The sequence below is a fragment of the Microbacterium esteraromaticum genome (genome assembly GCF_016907315.1).
GTDB lineage: Bacteria > Actinomycetota > Actinomycetes > Actinomycetales > Microbacteriaceae > Microbacterium > Microbacterium esteraromaticum.
Genome location: NZ_JAFBBS010000001.1, coordinates 1,979,864 through 1,994,825, shown reverse-complemented (window position 1 = coordinate 1,994,825; position 14,962 = coordinate 1,979,864). Strand labels below are relative to the sequence as shown.

Below are 14,962 nucleotides of genomic sequence, written 5' to 3'. Positions count from 1 at the left end.
GAGAGTAGTCCCACATCAGCGAGGCGCGCAAGCAGAATCGCCCCAGATGTCACGCCGCAGCCCGCGCCACATGACTGCGTGCGTGAGCGGCGGCCGCAACCAGGTCGTCGAAGAGGTGGTTCTGGTGGCGGAGGGATGCCATCACGCCGACGCGCTCGGCGACCCCGAAGTGCTGAGGCTGGATGCCCTTGACGAGCACCGTGATGCCCCGGCGCTCGAGCGAGATGATGAGCTCGCTGATCACCTGGGCCCCTGTCGCATCGAGGATCTGCAGCTGCGACATGCGAATCACGACGACCTCGATGTCTCGCAGAGCGGACACTCGCTCGAGCATCCGCTCCGCCGCGCCGAAGAAGAGCGCACCCTCGAGGCGGAAGACGGCGATACGCTCGTCGCCGGCTTGGGCGGGGCCGGGGAGCTCCTCGCGGTGCACCCCACTGGCCGCGGCGAGCTGGCGCAGGGCGAAGAAGCCGGCCGCGAGCAGCCCGATCAGCACGGCGTAGATGAGGTCGACGCTGACCGTGACGAGTGCGGTGATCACGAACACGACGGCATCCGACCTGGTCGAGCCGAGCACGGCTCGCACCGTCGACGGGTCGATCATGCGGCACGAGGTGACCATCAGCACCCCGGCGAGCGCGGCGAGCGGGATGTGCGAGACGACGGTGGCTCCCACCAGCACGATCGCCAGCAAAAGCAGGCCGTGCACGATCGCGGCGACGCGGGTGCGTGCGCCGGCGCGGATGCTGACCGCGGTTCGCGCGATGGCGCCTGTGGCGGGCAGGCCACCGAAGAGACCGGAGGCGAGCGACGCCAGGCCCTGCCCGACCAGCTCGCGATCGGCGTCGTAAGGGCCGGTGTCGGAGATGCTCGCGGCCACGCGCGCGGCGAGAAGTGACTCGATGGCCGCGAGCGCGGCGACTGCGAGCGCGGGCGCGAGGAGAGAGGCGCCGCTCGGCAGGTCGAGGCGGGGAAGGGCCGGTGCGGGCAGTCCGCTCGGCAGTTCGCCGATGACGCCGACCGGCATGCCAGTTGACCAGGCGAGCACGCCCGTGACCGCGATAGCTAGAAGCGAACCGGGCAGGCGCGGGGCCACCCGCGGGGTGACCAGCATGATCACGACCACAACGGAGACGAGCAGCAGCGACCATCCGAGTGTTGGCCAGCTCGCGGTCACGAGCGCCTGTGCGGCCGAGATCGCTGCGTTGTTGCTCTCGCCCGGTCGGGTAGCGGTGGCCGTCGGCACCTGCTGCAAGAAGATGATGACGGCGATGCCGAACGTGAAGCCCTCGATGACAGGCCAGGGGATGTAGCTGATCGTGCGCCCGAGGCGAAGGATGCCCGCAAGCAGCACCATGACTCCCGCCAGCAGGCAGATCACCGCGAGTGCGCCGGTGCCCTGGGCTGCCATGATCGGGGCGAGCACCACCACCATCGCGCCGGTCGGCCCCGAGACCTGCACGTTCGAACCGCCGAACACGGCCGCGACGATCCCCGCGATGATGGCGGTGATGAGGCCGCTCTCGGCTCCCGCCCCAGAACTGACCCCGAACGCCAGGGCGAGCGGCAGCGCGAGGATGCCCACGGTGATCCCGGCCAGCAGATCGCCCCGCCAGGTGCGCGGCACCGCGCGGTAGTCGGCACGCGACGGCAGCAGCGCCCGCAGGGCGGTCACGCTCATGACCTGACCGGTATGTCGGGGAGGCCGTCGTGTTCGACGAGATGCTGCTGGGTGGTGTGCAGGATCTCCCCCAGCAGCACGCGAGCAACGCGCAACAGGTCGGCGACCTCGGGGTACGCCAGCCGATAGAACACCAGGCTGCCGCGGCGGTCTGAGACGACGAGTCTGTTGCGTCGCAGCACAGCGAGGTGCTGCGACACATGGGATGCCTCGAGATCGAAGACGGCCAGCAGCTCGGAGACCGAGACCTCCTGCGAGGACGACAGCACCTCGAGGATGCGAATGCGGATGGGGTGCGCGAGACCCTTGAACAGGCCGGCCTTCACCTCGTACAGGGGGCGGTTCGGGTCGCTGAGCACGGCAGTGCTCCCTTCAGCACCTTGGAATGACGAATTCATCATATCGCGATACCATCGGGAGATGGACGATTCTCTTCCCCTGTGCCCCGAGTGCTCGAGCGAGCACGCGTATGAGATGGGAGACCTGCTCGTGTGCCCGATGTGCGGCCACGAGTGGTCGCCGTCCGACGCATCCGCGGCATCCGAGTCGCCAGCTGACGTCGTGACGGATGCGGTGGGCAATGTCCTCACCGACGGAGACTCCGTCGTCGTGACCACGACCATCAAGGTCAAGGGATCGCCGCAGGGCATCAAGGCCGGCACGAAGGTGCGTGGCATCCGGCTGATCGCTCCGGTCAACGGTCACGACATCGACTGCCGGATCGACGGCATCGGTGCCATCCGGCTCAAGTCGAGCCTCGTGAAGAAGGCCTGACCGAACCAGACTGCGCCTCGTGGCGTTCACAACTCAGGAGAGCTGCCGCCGTTCGTTGGCACCGGCCCGCACAGGGCCCGGAAGCACCCGCTGATCCTGAATTGTGGACGTCGAGCCGCGTGAAAGGATCGAAGCATCATGCCTCTCGATCCCTCCCTCATCCGCGGCGCCGATCCGGATGCCGTCTACCTGGCCTTCGTGGAATGGGCGGAGTCGACCGGCATCAGCCTCTACCCCGCTCAGGACGAGGCGGTGATCGAGATCGTCTCGGGGAAGAACCTCATCCTCTCGACACCCACCGGCACCGGGAAGTCTCTGGTCGCGACGGCGGCGCACTTCGCGGCCCTCGCCGACGGGCGCCGCACGTACTACACCGCCCCCATCAAGGCCCTGGTCAGCGAGAAGTTCTTCGCACTGGTCGATGTGTTCGGCGCCGAGAGCGTCGGCATGGTCACCGGCGACTCGTCGGTGAACGCCGATGCCCCGATCGTGTGCTGCACGGCCGAGATCCTCGCGAATCTCGCCCTGCGCGAGGGGCCCGACGCCGATGTGGGGCAGGTCGTGATGGACGAGTTCCACTTCTACGGCGACCCCGACCGCGGCTGGGCCTGGCAGGTGCCGCTGCTCGAGCTGCCGCAGACGCAGTTCGTGCTCATGTCGGCGACCCTCGGCGACGTCACGGGTCTCGCCGAAGACCTCACCCGCCGCACGGGCCGCGAGACCGCCGACGTCACGGGTGTCGAGCGCCCGGTGCCGCTGCACTTCTATTACGAGACGACGCCCATCCACGAGACGATCGACGAGCTTCTGTCGACCGGCCAGGCGCCTGTCTACATCGTGCACTTCTCGCAGGCCGCCGCGATGGAGCGGGCGCAGGCGCTGGCGAGCGCCAAGGTCGCCACCCGCGAGCAGCGTGACGAGATCGCCGAGCTGATCGGCGACTTCCGGTTCACGACGGCGTTCGGCAAGACCCTCTCGCGGCTGCTGCGGCTCGGCATCGGCGTGCACCATGCCGGCATGCTGCCGAAGTACCGTCGCCTGGTCGAGCAGCTGGCCCAGCGCGGCATGCTGCGGGTGATCTGCGGCACCGACACCCTCGGCGTGGGCATCAACGTGCCGATCCGCACGGTGCTGCTGACGGCGCTGACGAAGTTCGACGGCAAGCGGATGCGGCAGCTGAACGCTCGCGAGTTCCATCAGGTCGCTGGTCGCGCGGGTCGCGCCGGGTACGACACCGCCGGAACCGTGGTCGCGCAGGCGCCCGAGCACGAGAGCGAGAACCTCGCGGCGGTGAAGAAGGCCGGCGACGATCCGAAGAAGAAGCGCAAGATCATCCGCAAGAAGGCTCCCGACGGTTTCGTGTCGTGGGGAGAACCGTCGTTCCAGAAGCTGATCACCTCGCAGCCCGAGACCCTCACCTCGCACATGCAGATCACGAGCGCCATGGTGCTGAACGTGATCGCCAGGGGCGGCGACGTGTTCGGCAATATGCGCTCGCTGATATATGACAATCACGAGTCGAGGGCGAACCAGCGTCTGCTGGCGCTGCGCGCGCTCGGCATCTACCGCACGCTGCTGCAGTCGGGCGTCGTGGAGCGCGTCGATGGGACCGTGCGACTGACTGTCGACCTGCAGCCCAACTTCGCTCTCAACCAGCCCCTCTCCCCCTTCGCTCTCGCGGCCTTCGAGCTTCTCGATCCCGAGTCGCCGGTCTTCGCGCTCGACATGATCTCGATCGTGGAGTCGACGCTCGACGACCCGCGCGCGATCCTCAGCCAGCAGGAGTTCCAGGCGCGCGGCGAGGCGGTCGGCGCGATGAAGGCCGAGGGCATCGAGTACGACGAGCGCATGGAGCTGCTCGAGCAGATCACCTACCCGAAGCCGCTCGACGAGCTGCTCGGCGCCGCCTTCGAGACGTTCAGCTCGTCGCAGCCGTGGATCCGTGACTTCGAGCTGCGTCCGAAGTCGGTCGTTCGCGACATGTACGAGCGGGCCATGTCGTTCGGGGAATACGTCGCCTATTACAAGGTCGCGCGCTCTGAGGGGGTGGTGCTCCGCTATCTGTCGGATGCCTATCGCGCGGCGTCGCAGACCATCCCCGAGCACCTCAAGACCGAAGACCTGCACGACCTGATCGAGTGGCTCGGCGAGCTCGTGCGCCAGGTCGACTCGAGCCTGCTCGATGAGTGGTCCGAGCTCATCGCCGGTGTCGACAACGGCCGGTTCGACCGTCCGGATGAGCCGGTCGTCCCGCCTGCCCCCCAGCGCCTCAGCTCCAACACACGCGCGTTCCGTGTGCTGGTTCGCAACGAGATGTTCCGCCGCGTGCAGCTCGCCGCGCGTGAAGACGTCGAGTCGCTGGCATCCCTCGACCCCGACTTCGGCGTCTCGGGCTGGGACGCAGCCCTCGACGCGTACTTCGCCGAGCACGACGAGATCCTCACCGGCGCCGACGCCCGCAGCCCCCAGCTGCTGCTCATCGATCAGGGCGCGAGCGAGTGGAAGGTCCGCCAGATCATCGCAGACCCCGCGGGTGACCACGACTGGGGCATCTCCGCCGTCGTCGACCTCGCGGCATCCGACGAGGCGGGCGAGGCGGTCGTCACGGTGACCGGCGTCGCGCGCCTGTGACCGGTCTGCCGGCCTGATGCCCGCCGCGGCTCACCTCACCCGCTCCGTCGGGTCCCGGTACATCCGCGGGCACCCGTCGACCGCAGCGTCCGGTCGCAGCTCGAAGTGCCACGGCTCGTTCTCGTACACCTGGCACAGCCCGAATGCCGCACCGTTGCGCCCCAGCCACTCGGCGCTCTGCCACGGACCGATGTCGATGGCATCCCCCGACACGTGCTCCGAGGTCTCCGGTGTCGCCACCCACCGGGCCGCCTCCTGCGCCGAGCCGTACGTGCCCACCGCCTCATCGAGCAGAAGCTGCTGCAGCTCGGGCGAGCGCCAGCCGCTGTTCACGCGCAGGTCGACCCCGTCTTCCGCGGCTGCGGCGGCCGCGGTGCGCACGGCGTCGAGCAGTGCGCCATCGAGGCCGGCCACCGCCGGCGATCCGTCGTAGAGACTCAGCGCCGAACCCGCTTCGATCTGGCCGTCGGCGGCGGTGATCCGGCCGTCCGCCGCGGCCTCGCCCCGCTCCTGCACGGTCGACACGGGCCCGATCGGAGTCGTGAACGTGCTCGCCGAGATGGCGTTCGGCGCCTGCAGCAGAACGAACACCAGCGCCGCAGCGGCGACGACGAGCGTCGCGATGAGTGCCGCACTGCGGCCGGATCCGGATGCCTGAGCTGTGGTCATGGCATCCAGTCGACTCGTGCGCGCGTTGCCACGCCGTATGCGGTTCTCGATATGTTCCCGATATGCCCGCCTGCGTAGGATCCTTCTCATGCGCGTGCTGATCGTCGAGGACGAGCCCTACCTCGCCGAAGCCGTCCGAGACGCTCTGCGGCTAGAGGCGATCGCCTCCGACATCGCCGGCGACGGCGACACGGCGCTCGAGCTGCTCAGCATCAACGCCTACGACATCGCCGTGCTCGACCGCGACATCCCCGGTCCCTCGGGCGATGACGTCGCCCGCTCGATCGTGGCGGGGGGAAGCGGCATCCCGATCATCATGCTCACCGCTGCCGACCGACTCGACGATAAGGCGTCGGGTTTCGAGATCGGTGCCGACGACTACCTCACCAAGCCGTTCGAGCTGCGTGAGCTGGTGCTGCGGCTGCGCGCGCTCGACCGGAGGCGGCAGCATGCACGGCCGCCGGTGCGCGAGCTGGCGGGGCTGCGGCTCGATCCGTTCCGGCGCGAGGTGTTCCGCGACGACCGCTACGTCGCACTCACCCGCAAGCAGTTCGCGGTTCTCGAGGTGCTCGTCGACGCGGGCGGCGGCGTGGTCAGCGCCGAGGAGCTGCTCGAACGGGCGTGGGACGAGAACGCCGACCCGTTCACGAACGCGGTGCGCATCACGGTCTCGTCGCTGCGCAAGCGCCTGGGCGAGCCGTGGCTGATCCTGACCGTGCCCGGCGTCGGCTACCGGATCGACGCGGATGCCTAGGCCGAGGGGCCTCAGTGCCCGGTGGAAGCTGACGCTGAGCTACGCCGCGATCGTCGTGGTGTCCGGCGCGGTGCTGCTGACGGTGGTGGCGGCCTGGCTGCTGCGATACGTGCCAGACGGCGCGATCATCGCCGACCGGTTCGTGCCGAACCGGTCGGATCTGGTGCGCGCGTTCACTCCCGCGGTGGTGGTCGCGCTGGTCGTGCTGCTTCTGATCGGCGTGGGTGGCGGATGGCTGCTGGCGGGGCGAATGCTCGCGCCGCTCGACCGCATCGGCAGAGCCGCGCGCCTCGCCGCCGAGGGGTCGCTGTCGCACCGGATCGCGATGGAGGGTCGCGGTGACGAGTTCCGCGATCTGGCCGACGTGTTCGACGGCATGCTCGAGAGGCTCGAGGCCAACATGGCCGAGCAGAAGCGGTTCGCGGCGAACGCCTCGCACGAGCTGCGCACCCCGCTCGCGATCTCGCAGGCGCTGCTCGAGGTCGCCCGCGCCGATCCGCATCGGGATCCGGATGCCCTGATCGACCGTCTGACCGAGGTGAACGCCAGGGCGATCGATCTCACCGAGGCGCTCCTCCTCCTCAGCCGCGCCGACCGGCGGGCGTTCGCCAGCGAGCCGGTCGACCTGTCGCTGCTGGCTGAGGAGGCGGTCGAGACGCTGGCGCCGCTCGCCGATCGCCGCGCGGTCTCTCTGGAGGTCGGGGGCCAGGCCGCGCACGCCCTCGGATCGGCCGCGCTGCTGCAGCAGCTGATCATGAATCTCGTGCACAACGCGATCGTGCACAATCTGGCATCCGGCGGGGTCGTCGGAGTGCGCACGCATGTGCGGCCGCAGGGAGTCGCGCTCGTCGTCGAGAACACCGGCGAGGTGCTCGCCCCCGATCTCGTACCGACGCTCGCCGAGCCGTTCCAGCGCGGCGCCGAGCGCGAGCGCGACCAGGATCACGTGGGCGTGGGGCTGGGTCTCGCGATCGCTCAGCGCATCGCGCAGGCGCACGGCGGCACACTGGTGCTCACGCCTCGCGACGCGGGCGGGCTCAACGTGACCGTGTGGCTGCCGCGGCCTTCAGCCTGACTCGTCGGAGCGCAGCGCGGCCCCGGCCGCAGCCCAGCTCACCAGGGGCTCGGCTGGTAGTCCTTCAGGAACACGCCCTGCAGGTCGACGCCCGCCTCGCCCTGCACGATCGGGTCGTACACGCGGGCGGCGCCGTCGACGAGGTCGAGCGGGGCGTGGAAGCCCTCTTCGGCCAGTCGCACCTTGGTGAAGTGCGGGCGCTCGTCGGTGATCCACCCGGTGTCGACCGCGGTCATGAGGATGCCGTCGGTCTCGAGCATCTCGCCGGCGCTCGTGCGGGTGAGCATGTTCAGTGCGGCCTTGGCCATGTTGGTGTGCGGGTGCCCAGGCCCCTTGTACCGGCGGGAGAACTGTCCCTCCATCGCCGACACGTTGACGATGTACTTGCGGCGCGCGGTCGACGCCGCCATCGACGCCCGCAGCCGGCTGATCAGCAGGAAGGGGGCCGTGGTGTTGCACAGCTGCACCTCGAGCATCTCGAGCGGGTCGACCTGATCGATCGACTGCACCCAGCTGTTCACGCGGTTCACGTCCGGCACCAGTCCGCCGGCGTCGATCGCCGTGCCGTCGGCGTGCTTCACCAGCGACGACGATCCTGGCGCCATGGCGAGACGAGCGAGGTCCTCTGCCGTGAGCGCCTGACCGCCCTGCTCGGCGACCGTTCCGCCGAGGGCCGCGACCGACAGCAGAGGGTGCGCGTCGACCGAGGCCTGCAGCGCCTGAGGGTGCGGGTCGGCGGTGTGCCCGAAGGTCTCCATCTCGGGCAGCGGGCCGTCGGGAAGGGGCTGCAGCTCGGCATCCGCCAGCAGCGAATACGCACCGGGCGAGCGCCGCACGGTCTGGGCCGCGTTGTTGATGAGGATGTCGAGCGGCCCCTGGGCCGCGACCGAATCGGCGAGTCCGATCACCTGCGCGGGGTCGCGCAGGTCGATGCCGACGACGCGAAGCCTGTGCAGCCAGTCGGAGGCGTCGGGCAGCGACGAGAACCGGCGGACGGCGTCGCGCGGAAAGCGGGTCGTGATGGTCAGGTGCGCACCGTCGCGCAGCAGGCGCAGCGCGATGTGCATGCCGATCTTCGCGCGACCGCCGGTGAGCAGGGCGCGCTTGCCGGTCAGGTCGGTGCGCGCGTTGCGCTTGCCGTGACTGAACCGCGCGCATTCGGGGCACAGCTGGTGGTAGAACGCGTCGACGAGCGTGTAGGGCTGCTTGCAGATGTAGCAGTTGCGCGGCTTGAGCAGCTCGCCGGCGATGGGTGCGTCGACGACGCTGGATGCGAGGTCGAGCCCTCGGGTCTCGTCATCGATGCGGTCGGGAGCGCCGGTGGCCGTTCGTGCGACGACGGCCTTGTCCGCCTCGGCGATGGCGTCGCGGATCTCCTTGCGACGTGCGCGCTTGACCGCCTTGAACATGTTCGCGGTGGCGCGGCGGACGGCGAGATAGTCCGGATGCTGCTGGTCGACCTCATCGAGCGAGGCGAGCACGCGCAGGGTGGTCGCGAGGTCGTCGGGGTCGATGCCGGAGGCGGGCAGCGAAGGGGCATCGGTCATTGGGCCGATTCTACGCGGCCCACCTGTGACCCCCTGGGCGTTGTCCGCGCCCCGGCGTAGGGTCGGCACATGAGCACCGGAGAAGCTGCGTACACGTCCATCCACCAGGGCATCGTGCCGGGTTATCTGCTGGCGCGCCTGGCGAGATCCGAGCGCTATCCGAAGGCCGCTGAGGCGGCGCGGCAGACGCTGATCGCCGGCCGCCCGGCGTTCCATTCGGCGCTTGAGTTGTCGATCGATGAGAGCGGGGCGCTGGTCGCCGAGGTCACCTCGGCCCCCACCCGCACGATCTTCGACGCGCAGAACACCGAGACTCTGCCCGGCCTGATCGTGCGCGCCGAAGACGATGAGCCGGTCGCCGACGCGACCGTCAACGAGGCCTTCGACGGGCTCGGTGCCACGTTCCGCATGCTGCTCGAGGCGTTCGAGCGCGATTCGCTCGACGGTGCGGGAGCGCCGTTGAACGCCACCGTGCACTACGGCGAAGACTACGACAACGCCTTCTGGGATGGCTCTCGCATGGTGTTCGGCGACGGCGACGGAGAGGTGTTCGTGGGCTTCACGCGCTCGGTGTCGGTGATCGGGCACGAACTCGGCCACGGGGTGATCCAGAGCACGGCGGGTCTGGTCTACCGCGACCAGTCCGGTGCTCTCAACGAGTCGATCGCCGACGTGCTCGGCGCGCTCACCGAGCAGCATCTGCTCGGCCAGTCGGCAGAAGACGCGTCGTGGCTGGTGGGCGAGGGCATCTTCACCGATGCGGTGCAGGGGCGCGCACTGCGCTCGGTGATCGAACCGGGAACCGCGTACGACGACGACGAGCTGGGCAAGGATCCGCAGCCCGCCCACATGCGCGACTACGTGCAGACGGTGGAAGACAACGGCGGCGTGCACATCAATTCGGGCATCCCGAATCGCGCGTTCGCGCTGGCGGCGAAGAGCATCGGTGGCCCGGCGTGGGAGGGAGCGGGGCTCGCCTGGTATCGCGCTCTGACGGGCGATCTCTCGTCGACGGCCGACTTCATGGAGTTCGCTCAGAAGACGATCTCCGCTGCAGCCGGGATCGGGGCTACCGTTGAGTCAGCGGTCCGCGACGCGTGGATCGCGGTCGGAGTCATCGATGGTGCACGAGATCGAGAACCCCGCTGACGACGCGGGGTCGGGCGATGCGCAGGATCGCATCGTCATCGCCGTCGTGCGCACCGGCGGCATCGCCGGACTCCGCCGTCGCTGGCGGGCCGAACCGGCCCCGGATCAGGCGCCCACGTGGCTCGAGCTGGTCGAGCGGTGCCCCTGGGACGAGCAGCTCGATCCGGATGCTCGCGGCGCCGACCGCTTCGTGTGGAGCATCCACGTCCGCGTGCGCGATGAGCAGCTGGAGCAGGTCGTTCCCGACACGCGCCTCGAGGGCGCATGGCGGGAGCTCGTCGACGCCGTGCGCGAGGCCGACACCGGATCCGACGCCGAGTCCGGCGCCTGAAGGACAGGAGAGAGCATGACGCAGAAGATCGTTCCCAACCTCTGGTTCGCCCGCAACGCCGGCGAGGCAGGCGAGTTCTACAGTGCCGCGCTGCCGTTCACGAGCGCGCGCGTGGCCATGAGGTATCCCGACGAGCTGCCCGACTTCCAGAAGGGCCTCGAGGGCGAGCCCGTCGTCGTCGACCTCGATGTCGCCGGCTTCCGCATCACGATGATCAACTCCGATGACACCTATAGACCCACGCCGGCGATCTCGTTCATGCTCAACTTCGATCCGCTGCTGTTCGACGGCGACGCGGAGGCCGCCCGCGCCGCACTCGATGCGAGCTGGTCGGCGCTGGGCGACGGCGGCGAGGTGCTCATGCCGCTCGGCGAGTACCCGTTCAGCCCTTACTACGGGTGGGTGCAGGACAGGTACGGCGTCAGTTGGCAGCTGATGCTCACGGATCCGGCCGGCGACCCGCGTCCGTTCGTGATCACGCAACTGCTCTTCTCGGGCGACGCTCAGGACAAGGCGAGCGAGGCGACCGAGTTCTACACCTCGCTCTTCGACGACGCCGCCTTCGGCACGGTGATGAGGTATCCCGAGGCGTCGGGAACAGCGGCGGCCAGCAGCGTCATGTTCGGCGAGTTCCGGGTGGGCGAGCAGTGGTTCACGTTCATGGACTCGAACGTCACGCATGAGTTCGGCTTCACCCCCGGCGTCTCGCTCGAGATCCGCTGCAAGGGCCAGGCCGAGGTCGATCACTTCTGGGATGCCCTGTCGGCGGTTCCCGAGGCCGAGCAGTGCGGCTGGCTGGTCGACCGCTACGGCGTGAGCTGGCAGGTCGTGCCCGAGAACATGGGCGAGCTGCTGGCGAAGCCCGGCGCGTATCAGCGGATGCTGGGCATGAAGAAGCTGGTCATCGCCGACTTCTGAGTCGCCGACCCCTCAGATCGAAGGAACGAGATCATGGGACTTTTCACGCAGAAGCCGCAGGAGCCCAGCGCATGGGCCGCGCTGCCGGGCGAGCCGCTCGACGAGACGAGTCCGACCGAGCGACTCGACGAGGCGCCGTCGCTCGATCTGATGGACGTCGGGCTCAGCGCGCAGTACTCGACGATCGTCTTCCCGGTGAAGGCGCCGGCCCCGGAAGCCGCCGAGGTCGAGGACTCGGGCGAGTAGCCGGCCGGTCAGCGCTTGCGGGCCCGGCGGGATGCGATGAACAGCACCGCCCCACCGGCGAGCAGAGCCACGACGGCCGCGATGCGCATGGGCAGCAGGTCTTCGGTGTAGCGCGAGGTGAACGAGACCAGCGCGAGGAAGAAGCCGGCGGCGAGCAGCACGGCGGCTCCCAGCCAGGCAAGCAGCGGGATGCGCTGAGCAGGGCCGCTCTGCGCCGGGCTCTTGCCGGGGGCCGGTCGGTGGAACATGCGCGCGATGACGACCACGACCACCGCGATGACGACCACGATGATCACGGTCTTCAGGGCGAGTCCGGTCACTCGTCGAGCGTACCGACTGCGGGCGGTGTCGTACCGACGCCCTACGGTTGAAGCATGACGATCACCGCCGCAGCCGACGGCTCCGCCCTCGGCAATCCGGGTCCGAACGGCTGGGCCTGGTACATCGACGACGACCGCTGGGCCGCCGGCGGCTCACCGCACGGCACGAACAACCAGGGCGAGCTGCAGGCGGTGCTCGAGCTGCTGCGCGCCACAGCGGGGGTCGACGAGAAGCTCGTGATCGAGTGCGACTCGCGGTACGTGATCGACTCCGTGACCAAGTGGATGCCCGGCTGGAAGCGCCGCGGCTGGCGCAAGTCCGACGGCGGCCCGGTACTCAACCGCGACCTGCTCGAGGCCATCGACGAGGCGATCCGCGGGCGCGACGTCGAGTTCTCATGGGTGAAGGGGCATGCAGGGCATCCGCTCAACGAAGCTGCCGACGAGCGGGCGAACGCGGCTGCGAAGGCGTACCAGCAGAAGCAGGAACCGCGTCGCGGGCCCGGCTTCGCCTCGGCGGCGCATGCAGGGGCGGCTCTCGCCGGAGCCATGGCCGTCACGGCGTCCGCGGCGTCCTCGGCGGCGTCGTCCGGGGATGCGCCGGCTGCGGCGGCTGCGGGGCCTACGTCGGCGGAGCGCCAGCACGACGCCGCCCTCCTCTGGGCCGAGCCCGCCGATCTCCTCGACGGACTCGACGGCTCCACGGCATCCACCCCGATCGAGCTCACCGTCTCACTCAGCGCAGCAGAGCATGCACGACTGCGCGACCGCGCCGACGCGCAGGGCATCTCGCTCGAAGACGCGCTGCGCCGTCTGATCTGATCGACGAGGGCGGACTCCTCGAGGAATCTCGGTGTTCTCCCGTATTGTGGGCCGGCACCGACGGGTCTAGCGTCTGGCCATGAGCGCCATCTCCACCCGAAACGACCGCGCGCTGAGCCACGCGACCGACCCCGCCCTCCCACCCGCCCGTCGGGTGCTCCTGCTCCTGTCCGCGATGCTCGCAGCGGTCCTCCTGGCCGCGGGCGTCGCGGCGCCCGCATCCGCCGCCGGAAACGGCAAGGGCGGCGGGGGCGGCGGCAAGCCGAGCGCCTCTACCTCGTATGCCGCACTCGGCGACTCCTACGCCGCGGGGCAGGGTGCCGGCAGCTACCTGAACACCACCTGCTACGTGAGTTCGAAGGGCTATCCCGCGCTCATCGACGCCGATCGCAAGATCACGCTGACCGCCCGGCCGGCATGCTCGGGCGCGTCGACCTCCGAGGTCATCGGGTCGCAGGTCGGGCAGATCGCGACGACCACCACGCGGGTCACCCTGACCGCCGGCGGCAACGACGTCGGCTTCGGCACGGTCGTCGAGGACTGCTTCGTGTTCGTCAGCGAGACCGACTGCCAGGCGGCGATCGATGCCGGCAACGCGCTGGTCGCCAGTGGCGAGCTCGCCCCGCGCATCACGGCGACCGTCGCCGCGATCAGGGCGCGCGCTCCACAGGCGGTCGTCATCGTCACCGGGTATCCGCGGCTGTTCGAACCGAGCGTGACGCGGGCTCATGCGCAGGACGTCAACGCAGGCACGACGGCGCTGAACGCCGCGATCCGCGCCGGGGCGGTAGCGGCAGGAGCGAGGTTCGTCGACGTCGAGACGGCCTTCGCCGGGCACAGCATCGGCAGCTCGAGCCCGTGGATCAACGACTGGAGCTGGCTGAACGTCTCGGCCGGGTTCCACCCGAACGCGAGCGGGTACGTGGCCTACGCGAACCAGGTCAAGCTGGCCTGGTAGCCCCGGGGTCGGCCATCCCGGTTCAGTCTGCGGCGGCGCGCCGCACGATGTCCTCGATCTGCGTCCAGGCCGCCTCAGTCGGGTCGATCAGCGCGTACGAGGTGGGCCAGAGGCCGTCGGAGACGTCGAGCGCCGCCTCGGGGCTGAGCCCGAACGTCGAGTAGCGCAGCTTGTCCTGCTGCCCGCTGCGGAAGAAGACGACGACCTTGCCGCCGCGGGCGTAGCCGGGCTGGCCGTAGTACAGCTTGGGCGACAGACCGGGAGCGACCTCGGCGACCAGCGCGTGAAGGCGCTCGGCCATCTCGCGATCGCCGTCGGGCATGGTCTCGATCTTCGCGACGACATCAGCCGCCTCCGCCGCCGCCTTCTCGGCCGTCTTCGCCCGCTTCGCCTCTGCCTTGAGCTCGGCGTTGCGGGCTTTCATGGCCGCCCGCTCCCGTGCCGAGAATCCCGACCCGCTGCTGTCTGACATGGTGATGCCCTTCGTCCGTTCGGTCACCGTCACGATATCCAGCGCCACCCGGCGGGCGCTTCTCGATTCCTGACGGGCTGCGCCGGCGCCCGTTCACAACTCAGGAGAAGTCCCGCGCAACTCAGGAGAAGTCCCGCGCACGCGCGAGAATCGGCGCCGCTGCGCAAGGCCGGCCGGCTCGGTCCTGAATTGTGAGCGCCCGCCGTGCGTACACTCGCCGAATGGCATCCACCTCTCGATCGCTCACGCGTGCCGTCCTCGGCGGGGCTCTGGTGTTCACCGGTGTCGCGCATCTCACCTTCGCCCGGCGCGGATTCCAGGTCGCCGTGCCGGACTGGGTGCCTGGCGACCCCGACACGACCGTGGTGGCATCCGGAGTGGTCGAGATCGCCCTCGGCGGGGCGATGCTGTTCGCCCGTCGGCGTCGGCGCGCGGTCGGCCGGCTCGTCGCGATCTTCCTCGCGGCCGTGTTCCCCGGCAACGTCTCGCAGTGGACGCACCACCGCAGCGCCCCGGGCCTCGACACCGAGATGAAGCGGTTCGGGCGACTGTTCCTGCAGCCGGTGCTGATGCTGCTCGCCCTGTGGTCGACGCGGCGCTGACCCCTCCGCTCTC

At 69.5% G+C, this 14,962-nt stretch carries 17 protein-coding genes; 11 read left to right on the top strand and 6 right to left on the bottom strand.

Going from position 1 to position 14,962, the window contains the following annotated elements; translation table 11 throughout:
• Window positions 1-49: 49 nt before the first annotated feature.
• Together JOE67_RS09630 and JOE67_RS09625 are read right to left on the bottom strand one after the other, a co-directional pair.
• The gene (locus tag JOE67_RS09630) at window positions 50-1,681 is read right to left on the bottom strand and encodes a SulP family inorganic anion transporter (RefSeq protein WP_204975370.1); all 1,632 of its coding nucleotides are present in this window, start codon (window positions 1,679-1,681) and stop codon (window positions 50-52) included.
• On the bottom strand, window positions 1,678-2,040 hold the full coding sequence (locus tag JOE67_RS09625) for an ArsR/SmtB family transcription factor (protein ID WP_396654813.1): 363 nt from the start codon (window positions 2,038-2,040) through the stop codon (window positions 1,678-1,680). The genes JOE67_RS09630 and JOE67_RS09625 overlap by 4 nt, the downstream gene beginning before the upstream one ends.
• Before the next feature lie 61 nt (window positions 2,041-2,101).
• On the opposite strand from JOE67_RS09625, the gene JOE67_RS09620 reads away from it, so the two are divergent.
• Window positions 2,102-2,455, top strand: a complete 354-nt coding sequence (locus tag JOE67_RS09620) for a zinc ribbon domain-containing protein YjdM (protein ID WP_204975369.1) — start codon at window positions 2,102-2,104, stop codon at window positions 2,453-2,455.
• 138 nt (window positions 2,456-2,593) lie between these two features.
• Entirely contained in the window at window positions 2,594-5,086 is a 2,493-nt protein-coding gene (locus tag JOE67_RS09615) for a DEAD/DEAH box helicase (RefSeq protein WP_204975368.1), read from the top strand.
• A gap of 30 nt (window positions 5,087-5,116) precedes the next feature.
• Here the strand turns inward: JOE67_RS09615 and JOE67_RS09610 are convergent, their stop codons facing one another.
• Window positions 5,117-5,755, bottom strand: coding sequence for a M15 family metallopeptidase (locus JOE67_RS09610; RefSeq protein WP_204975367.1), 639 nt, complete (start codon window positions 5,753-5,755; stop codon window positions 5,117-5,119).
• A gap of 88 nt (window positions 5,756-5,843) precedes the next feature.
• Here JOE67_RS09610 and JOE67_RS09605 point away from each other — a divergent pair, with 88 nt between their 5' ends.
• Complete coding sequence (locus JOE67_RS09605) at window positions 5,844-6,509, top strand: response regulator transcription factor (RefSeq protein ID WP_204975366.1); 666 nt, start codon at window positions 5,844-5,846, stop codon at window positions 6,507-6,509.
• Window positions 6,502-7,584 (top strand): sensor histidine kinase, encoded by a 1,083-nt coding sequence (locus JOE67_RS09600; RefSeq protein ID WP_204975365.1) that lies wholly within the window; start codon window positions 6,502-6,504, stop codon window positions 7,582-7,584. The genes JOE67_RS09605 and JOE67_RS09600 overlap by 8 nt, the downstream gene beginning before the upstream one ends.
• Before the next feature lie 38 nt (window positions 7,585-7,622).
• On the opposite strand, the gene JOE67_RS09595 is transcribed toward JOE67_RS09600, so the two are convergent.
• Window positions 7,623-9,131: an SDR family NAD(P)-dependent oxidoreductase gene (locus JOE67_RS09595; RefSeq protein ID WP_204975364.1), complete on the bottom strand. Its 1,509-nt coding sequence runs from the start codon at window positions 9,129-9,131 to the stop codon at window positions 7,623-7,625.
• A 69-nt stretch (window positions 9,132-9,200) separates the two neighbouring features.
• On the opposite strand from JOE67_RS09595, the gene JOE67_RS09590 reads away from it, so the two are divergent.
• Genes JOE67_RS09590 through JOE67_RS09575 form a run of 4 tightly spaced genes read left to right on the top strand, consistent with a single transcriptional unit; the run spans window position 9,201 to window position 11,775 of the window.
• Window positions 9,201-10,280 (top strand): M4 family metallopeptidase, encoded by a 1,080-nt coding sequence (locus JOE67_RS09590; RefSeq protein WP_204975363.1) that lies wholly within the window; start codon window positions 9,201-9,203, stop codon window positions 10,278-10,280.
• Window positions 10,252-10,611 carry a protealysin inhibitor emfourin gene (locus JOE67_RS09585; protein WP_204975362.1) on the top strand — a complete coding sequence of 120 codons (360 nt, stop codon included), beginning with the start codon at window positions 10,252-10,254 and terminating at the stop codon, window positions 10,609-10,611. Before JOE67_RS09590 ends, JOE67_RS09585 begins: the two co-directional genes overlap by 29 nt.
• Before the next feature lie 15 nt (window positions 10,612-10,626).
• Window positions 10,627-11,529, top strand: coding sequence for a VOC family protein (locus tag JOE67_RS09580; protein WP_204975361.1), 903 nt, complete (start codon window positions 10,627-10,629; stop codon window positions 11,527-11,529).
• Between the two features lie 33 nt (window positions 11,530-11,562).
• Window positions 11,563-11,775 (top strand): hypothetical protein, encoded by a 213-nt coding sequence (locus JOE67_RS09575; RefSeq protein WP_204975360.1) that lies wholly within the window; start codon window positions 11,563-11,565, stop codon window positions 11,773-11,775.
• Between the two features lie 8 nt (window positions 11,776-11,783).
• Here the strand turns inward: JOE67_RS09575 and JOE67_RS09570 are convergent, their stop codons facing one another.
• Complete coding sequence (locus JOE67_RS09570) at window positions 11,784-12,095, bottom strand: hypothetical protein (protein WP_204975359.1); 312 nt, start codon at window positions 12,093-12,095, stop codon at window positions 11,784-11,786.
• A gap of 54 nt (window positions 12,096-12,149) precedes the next feature.
• On the opposite strand from JOE67_RS09570, the gene JOE67_RS09565 reads away from it, so the two are divergent.
• Window positions 12,150-12,917 (top strand): ribonuclease H family protein, encoded by a 768-nt coding sequence (locus tag JOE67_RS09565; protein ID WP_204975358.1) that lies wholly within the window; start codon window positions 12,150-12,152, stop codon window positions 12,915-12,917.
• A 79-nt stretch (window positions 12,918-12,996) separates the two neighbouring features.
• The gene (locus JOE67_RS09560) at window positions 12,997-13,875 is read left to right on the top strand and encodes an SGNH/GDSL hydrolase family protein (protein ID WP_204975357.1); all 879 of its coding nucleotides are present in this window, start codon (window positions 12,997-12,999) and stop codon (window positions 13,873-13,875) included.
• 22 nt (window positions 13,876-13,897) lie between these two features.
• On the opposite strand, the gene JOE67_RS09555 is transcribed toward JOE67_RS09560, so the two are convergent.
• Window positions 13,898-14,347 carry a DUF1801 domain-containing protein gene (locus tag JOE67_RS09555; protein WP_204975356.1) on the bottom strand — a complete coding sequence of 150 codons (450 nt, stop codon included), beginning with the start codon at window positions 14,345-14,347 and terminating at the stop codon, window positions 13,898-13,900.
• Window positions 14,348-14,568: 221 nt separating this feature from the next.
• Here JOE67_RS09555 and JOE67_RS09550 point away from each other — a divergent pair, with 221 nt between their 5' ends.
• On the top strand, window positions 14,569-14,949 hold the full coding sequence (locus tag JOE67_RS09550) for a DoxX family protein (protein WP_204975355.1): 381 nt from the start codon (window positions 14,569-14,571) through the stop codon (window positions 14,947-14,949).
• Window positions 14,950-14,962: the final 13 nt, after the last annotated feature.

What these genes read in the sequence shown, in the direction of transcription:
- JOE67_RS09590 (WP_204975363.1), top strand. Translation starts at nt 9,201, where the DNA reads ATGAGCACCGGAGAAGCTGCGTACACGTCCATCCACCAGGGCATCGTG.
- JOE67_RS09580 (WP_204975361.1), top strand. Translation starts at nt 10,627, where the DNA reads ATGACGCAGAAGATCGTTCCCAACCTCTGGTTCGCCCGCAACGCCGGC.
- JOE67_RS09585 (WP_204975362.1), top strand. Translation starts at nt 10,252, where the DNA reads ATGGTGCACGAGATCGAGAACCCCGCTGACGACGCGGGGTCGGGCGAT.
- JOE67_RS09550 (WP_204975355.1), top strand. Translation starts at nt 14,569, where the DNA reads ATGGCATCCACCTCTCGATCGCTCACGCGTGCCGTCCTCGGCGGGGCT.
- JOE67_RS09620 (WP_204975369.1), top strand. Translation starts at nt 2,102, where the DNA reads ATGGACGATTCTCTTCCCCTGTGCCCCGAGTGCTCGAGCGAGCACGCG.
- JOE67_RS09600 (WP_204975365.1), top strand. Translation starts at nt 6,502, where the DNA reads ATGCCTAGGCCGAGGGGCCTCAGTGCCCGGTGGAAGCTGACGCTGAGC.
- JOE67_RS09615 (WP_204975368.1), top strand. Translation starts at nt 2,594, where the DNA reads ATGCCTCTCGATCCCTCCCTCATCCGCGGCGCCGATCCGGATGCCGTC.
- JOE67_RS09630 (WP_204975370.1), bottom strand. Translation starts at nt 1,681, where the DNA reads ATGAGCGTGACCGCCCTGCGGGCGCTGCTGCCGTCGCGTGCCGACTAC.
- JOE67_RS09560 (WP_204975357.1), top strand. Translation starts at nt 12,997, where the DNA reads ATGAGCGCCATCTCCACCCGAAACGACCGCGCGCTGAGCCACGCGACC.
- JOE67_RS09565 (WP_204975358.1), top strand. Translation starts at nt 12,150, where the DNA reads ATGACGATCACCGCCGCAGCCGACGGCTCCGCCCTCGGCAATCCGGGT.
- JOE67_RS09610 (WP_204975367.1), bottom strand. Translation starts at nt 5,755, where the DNA reads ATGACCACAGCTCAGGCATCCGGATCCGGCCGCAGTGCGGCACTCATC.
- JOE67_RS09555 (WP_204975356.1), bottom strand. Translation starts at nt 14,347, where the DNA reads ATGTCAGACAGCAGCGGGTCGGGATTCTCGGCACGGGAGCGGGCGGCC.
- JOE67_RS09575 (WP_204975360.1), top strand. Translation starts at nt 11,563, where the DNA reads ATGGGACTTTTCACGCAGAAGCCGCAGGAGCCCAGCGCATGGGCCGCG.
- JOE67_RS09605 (WP_204975366.1), top strand. Translation starts at nt 5,844, where the DNA reads ATGCGCGTGCTGATCGTCGAGGACGAGCCCTACCTCGCCGAAGCCGTC.
- JOE67_RS09595 (WP_204975364.1), bottom strand. Translation starts at nt 9,131, where the DNA reads ATGACCGATGCCCCTTCGCTGCCCGCCTCCGGCATCGACCCCGACGAC.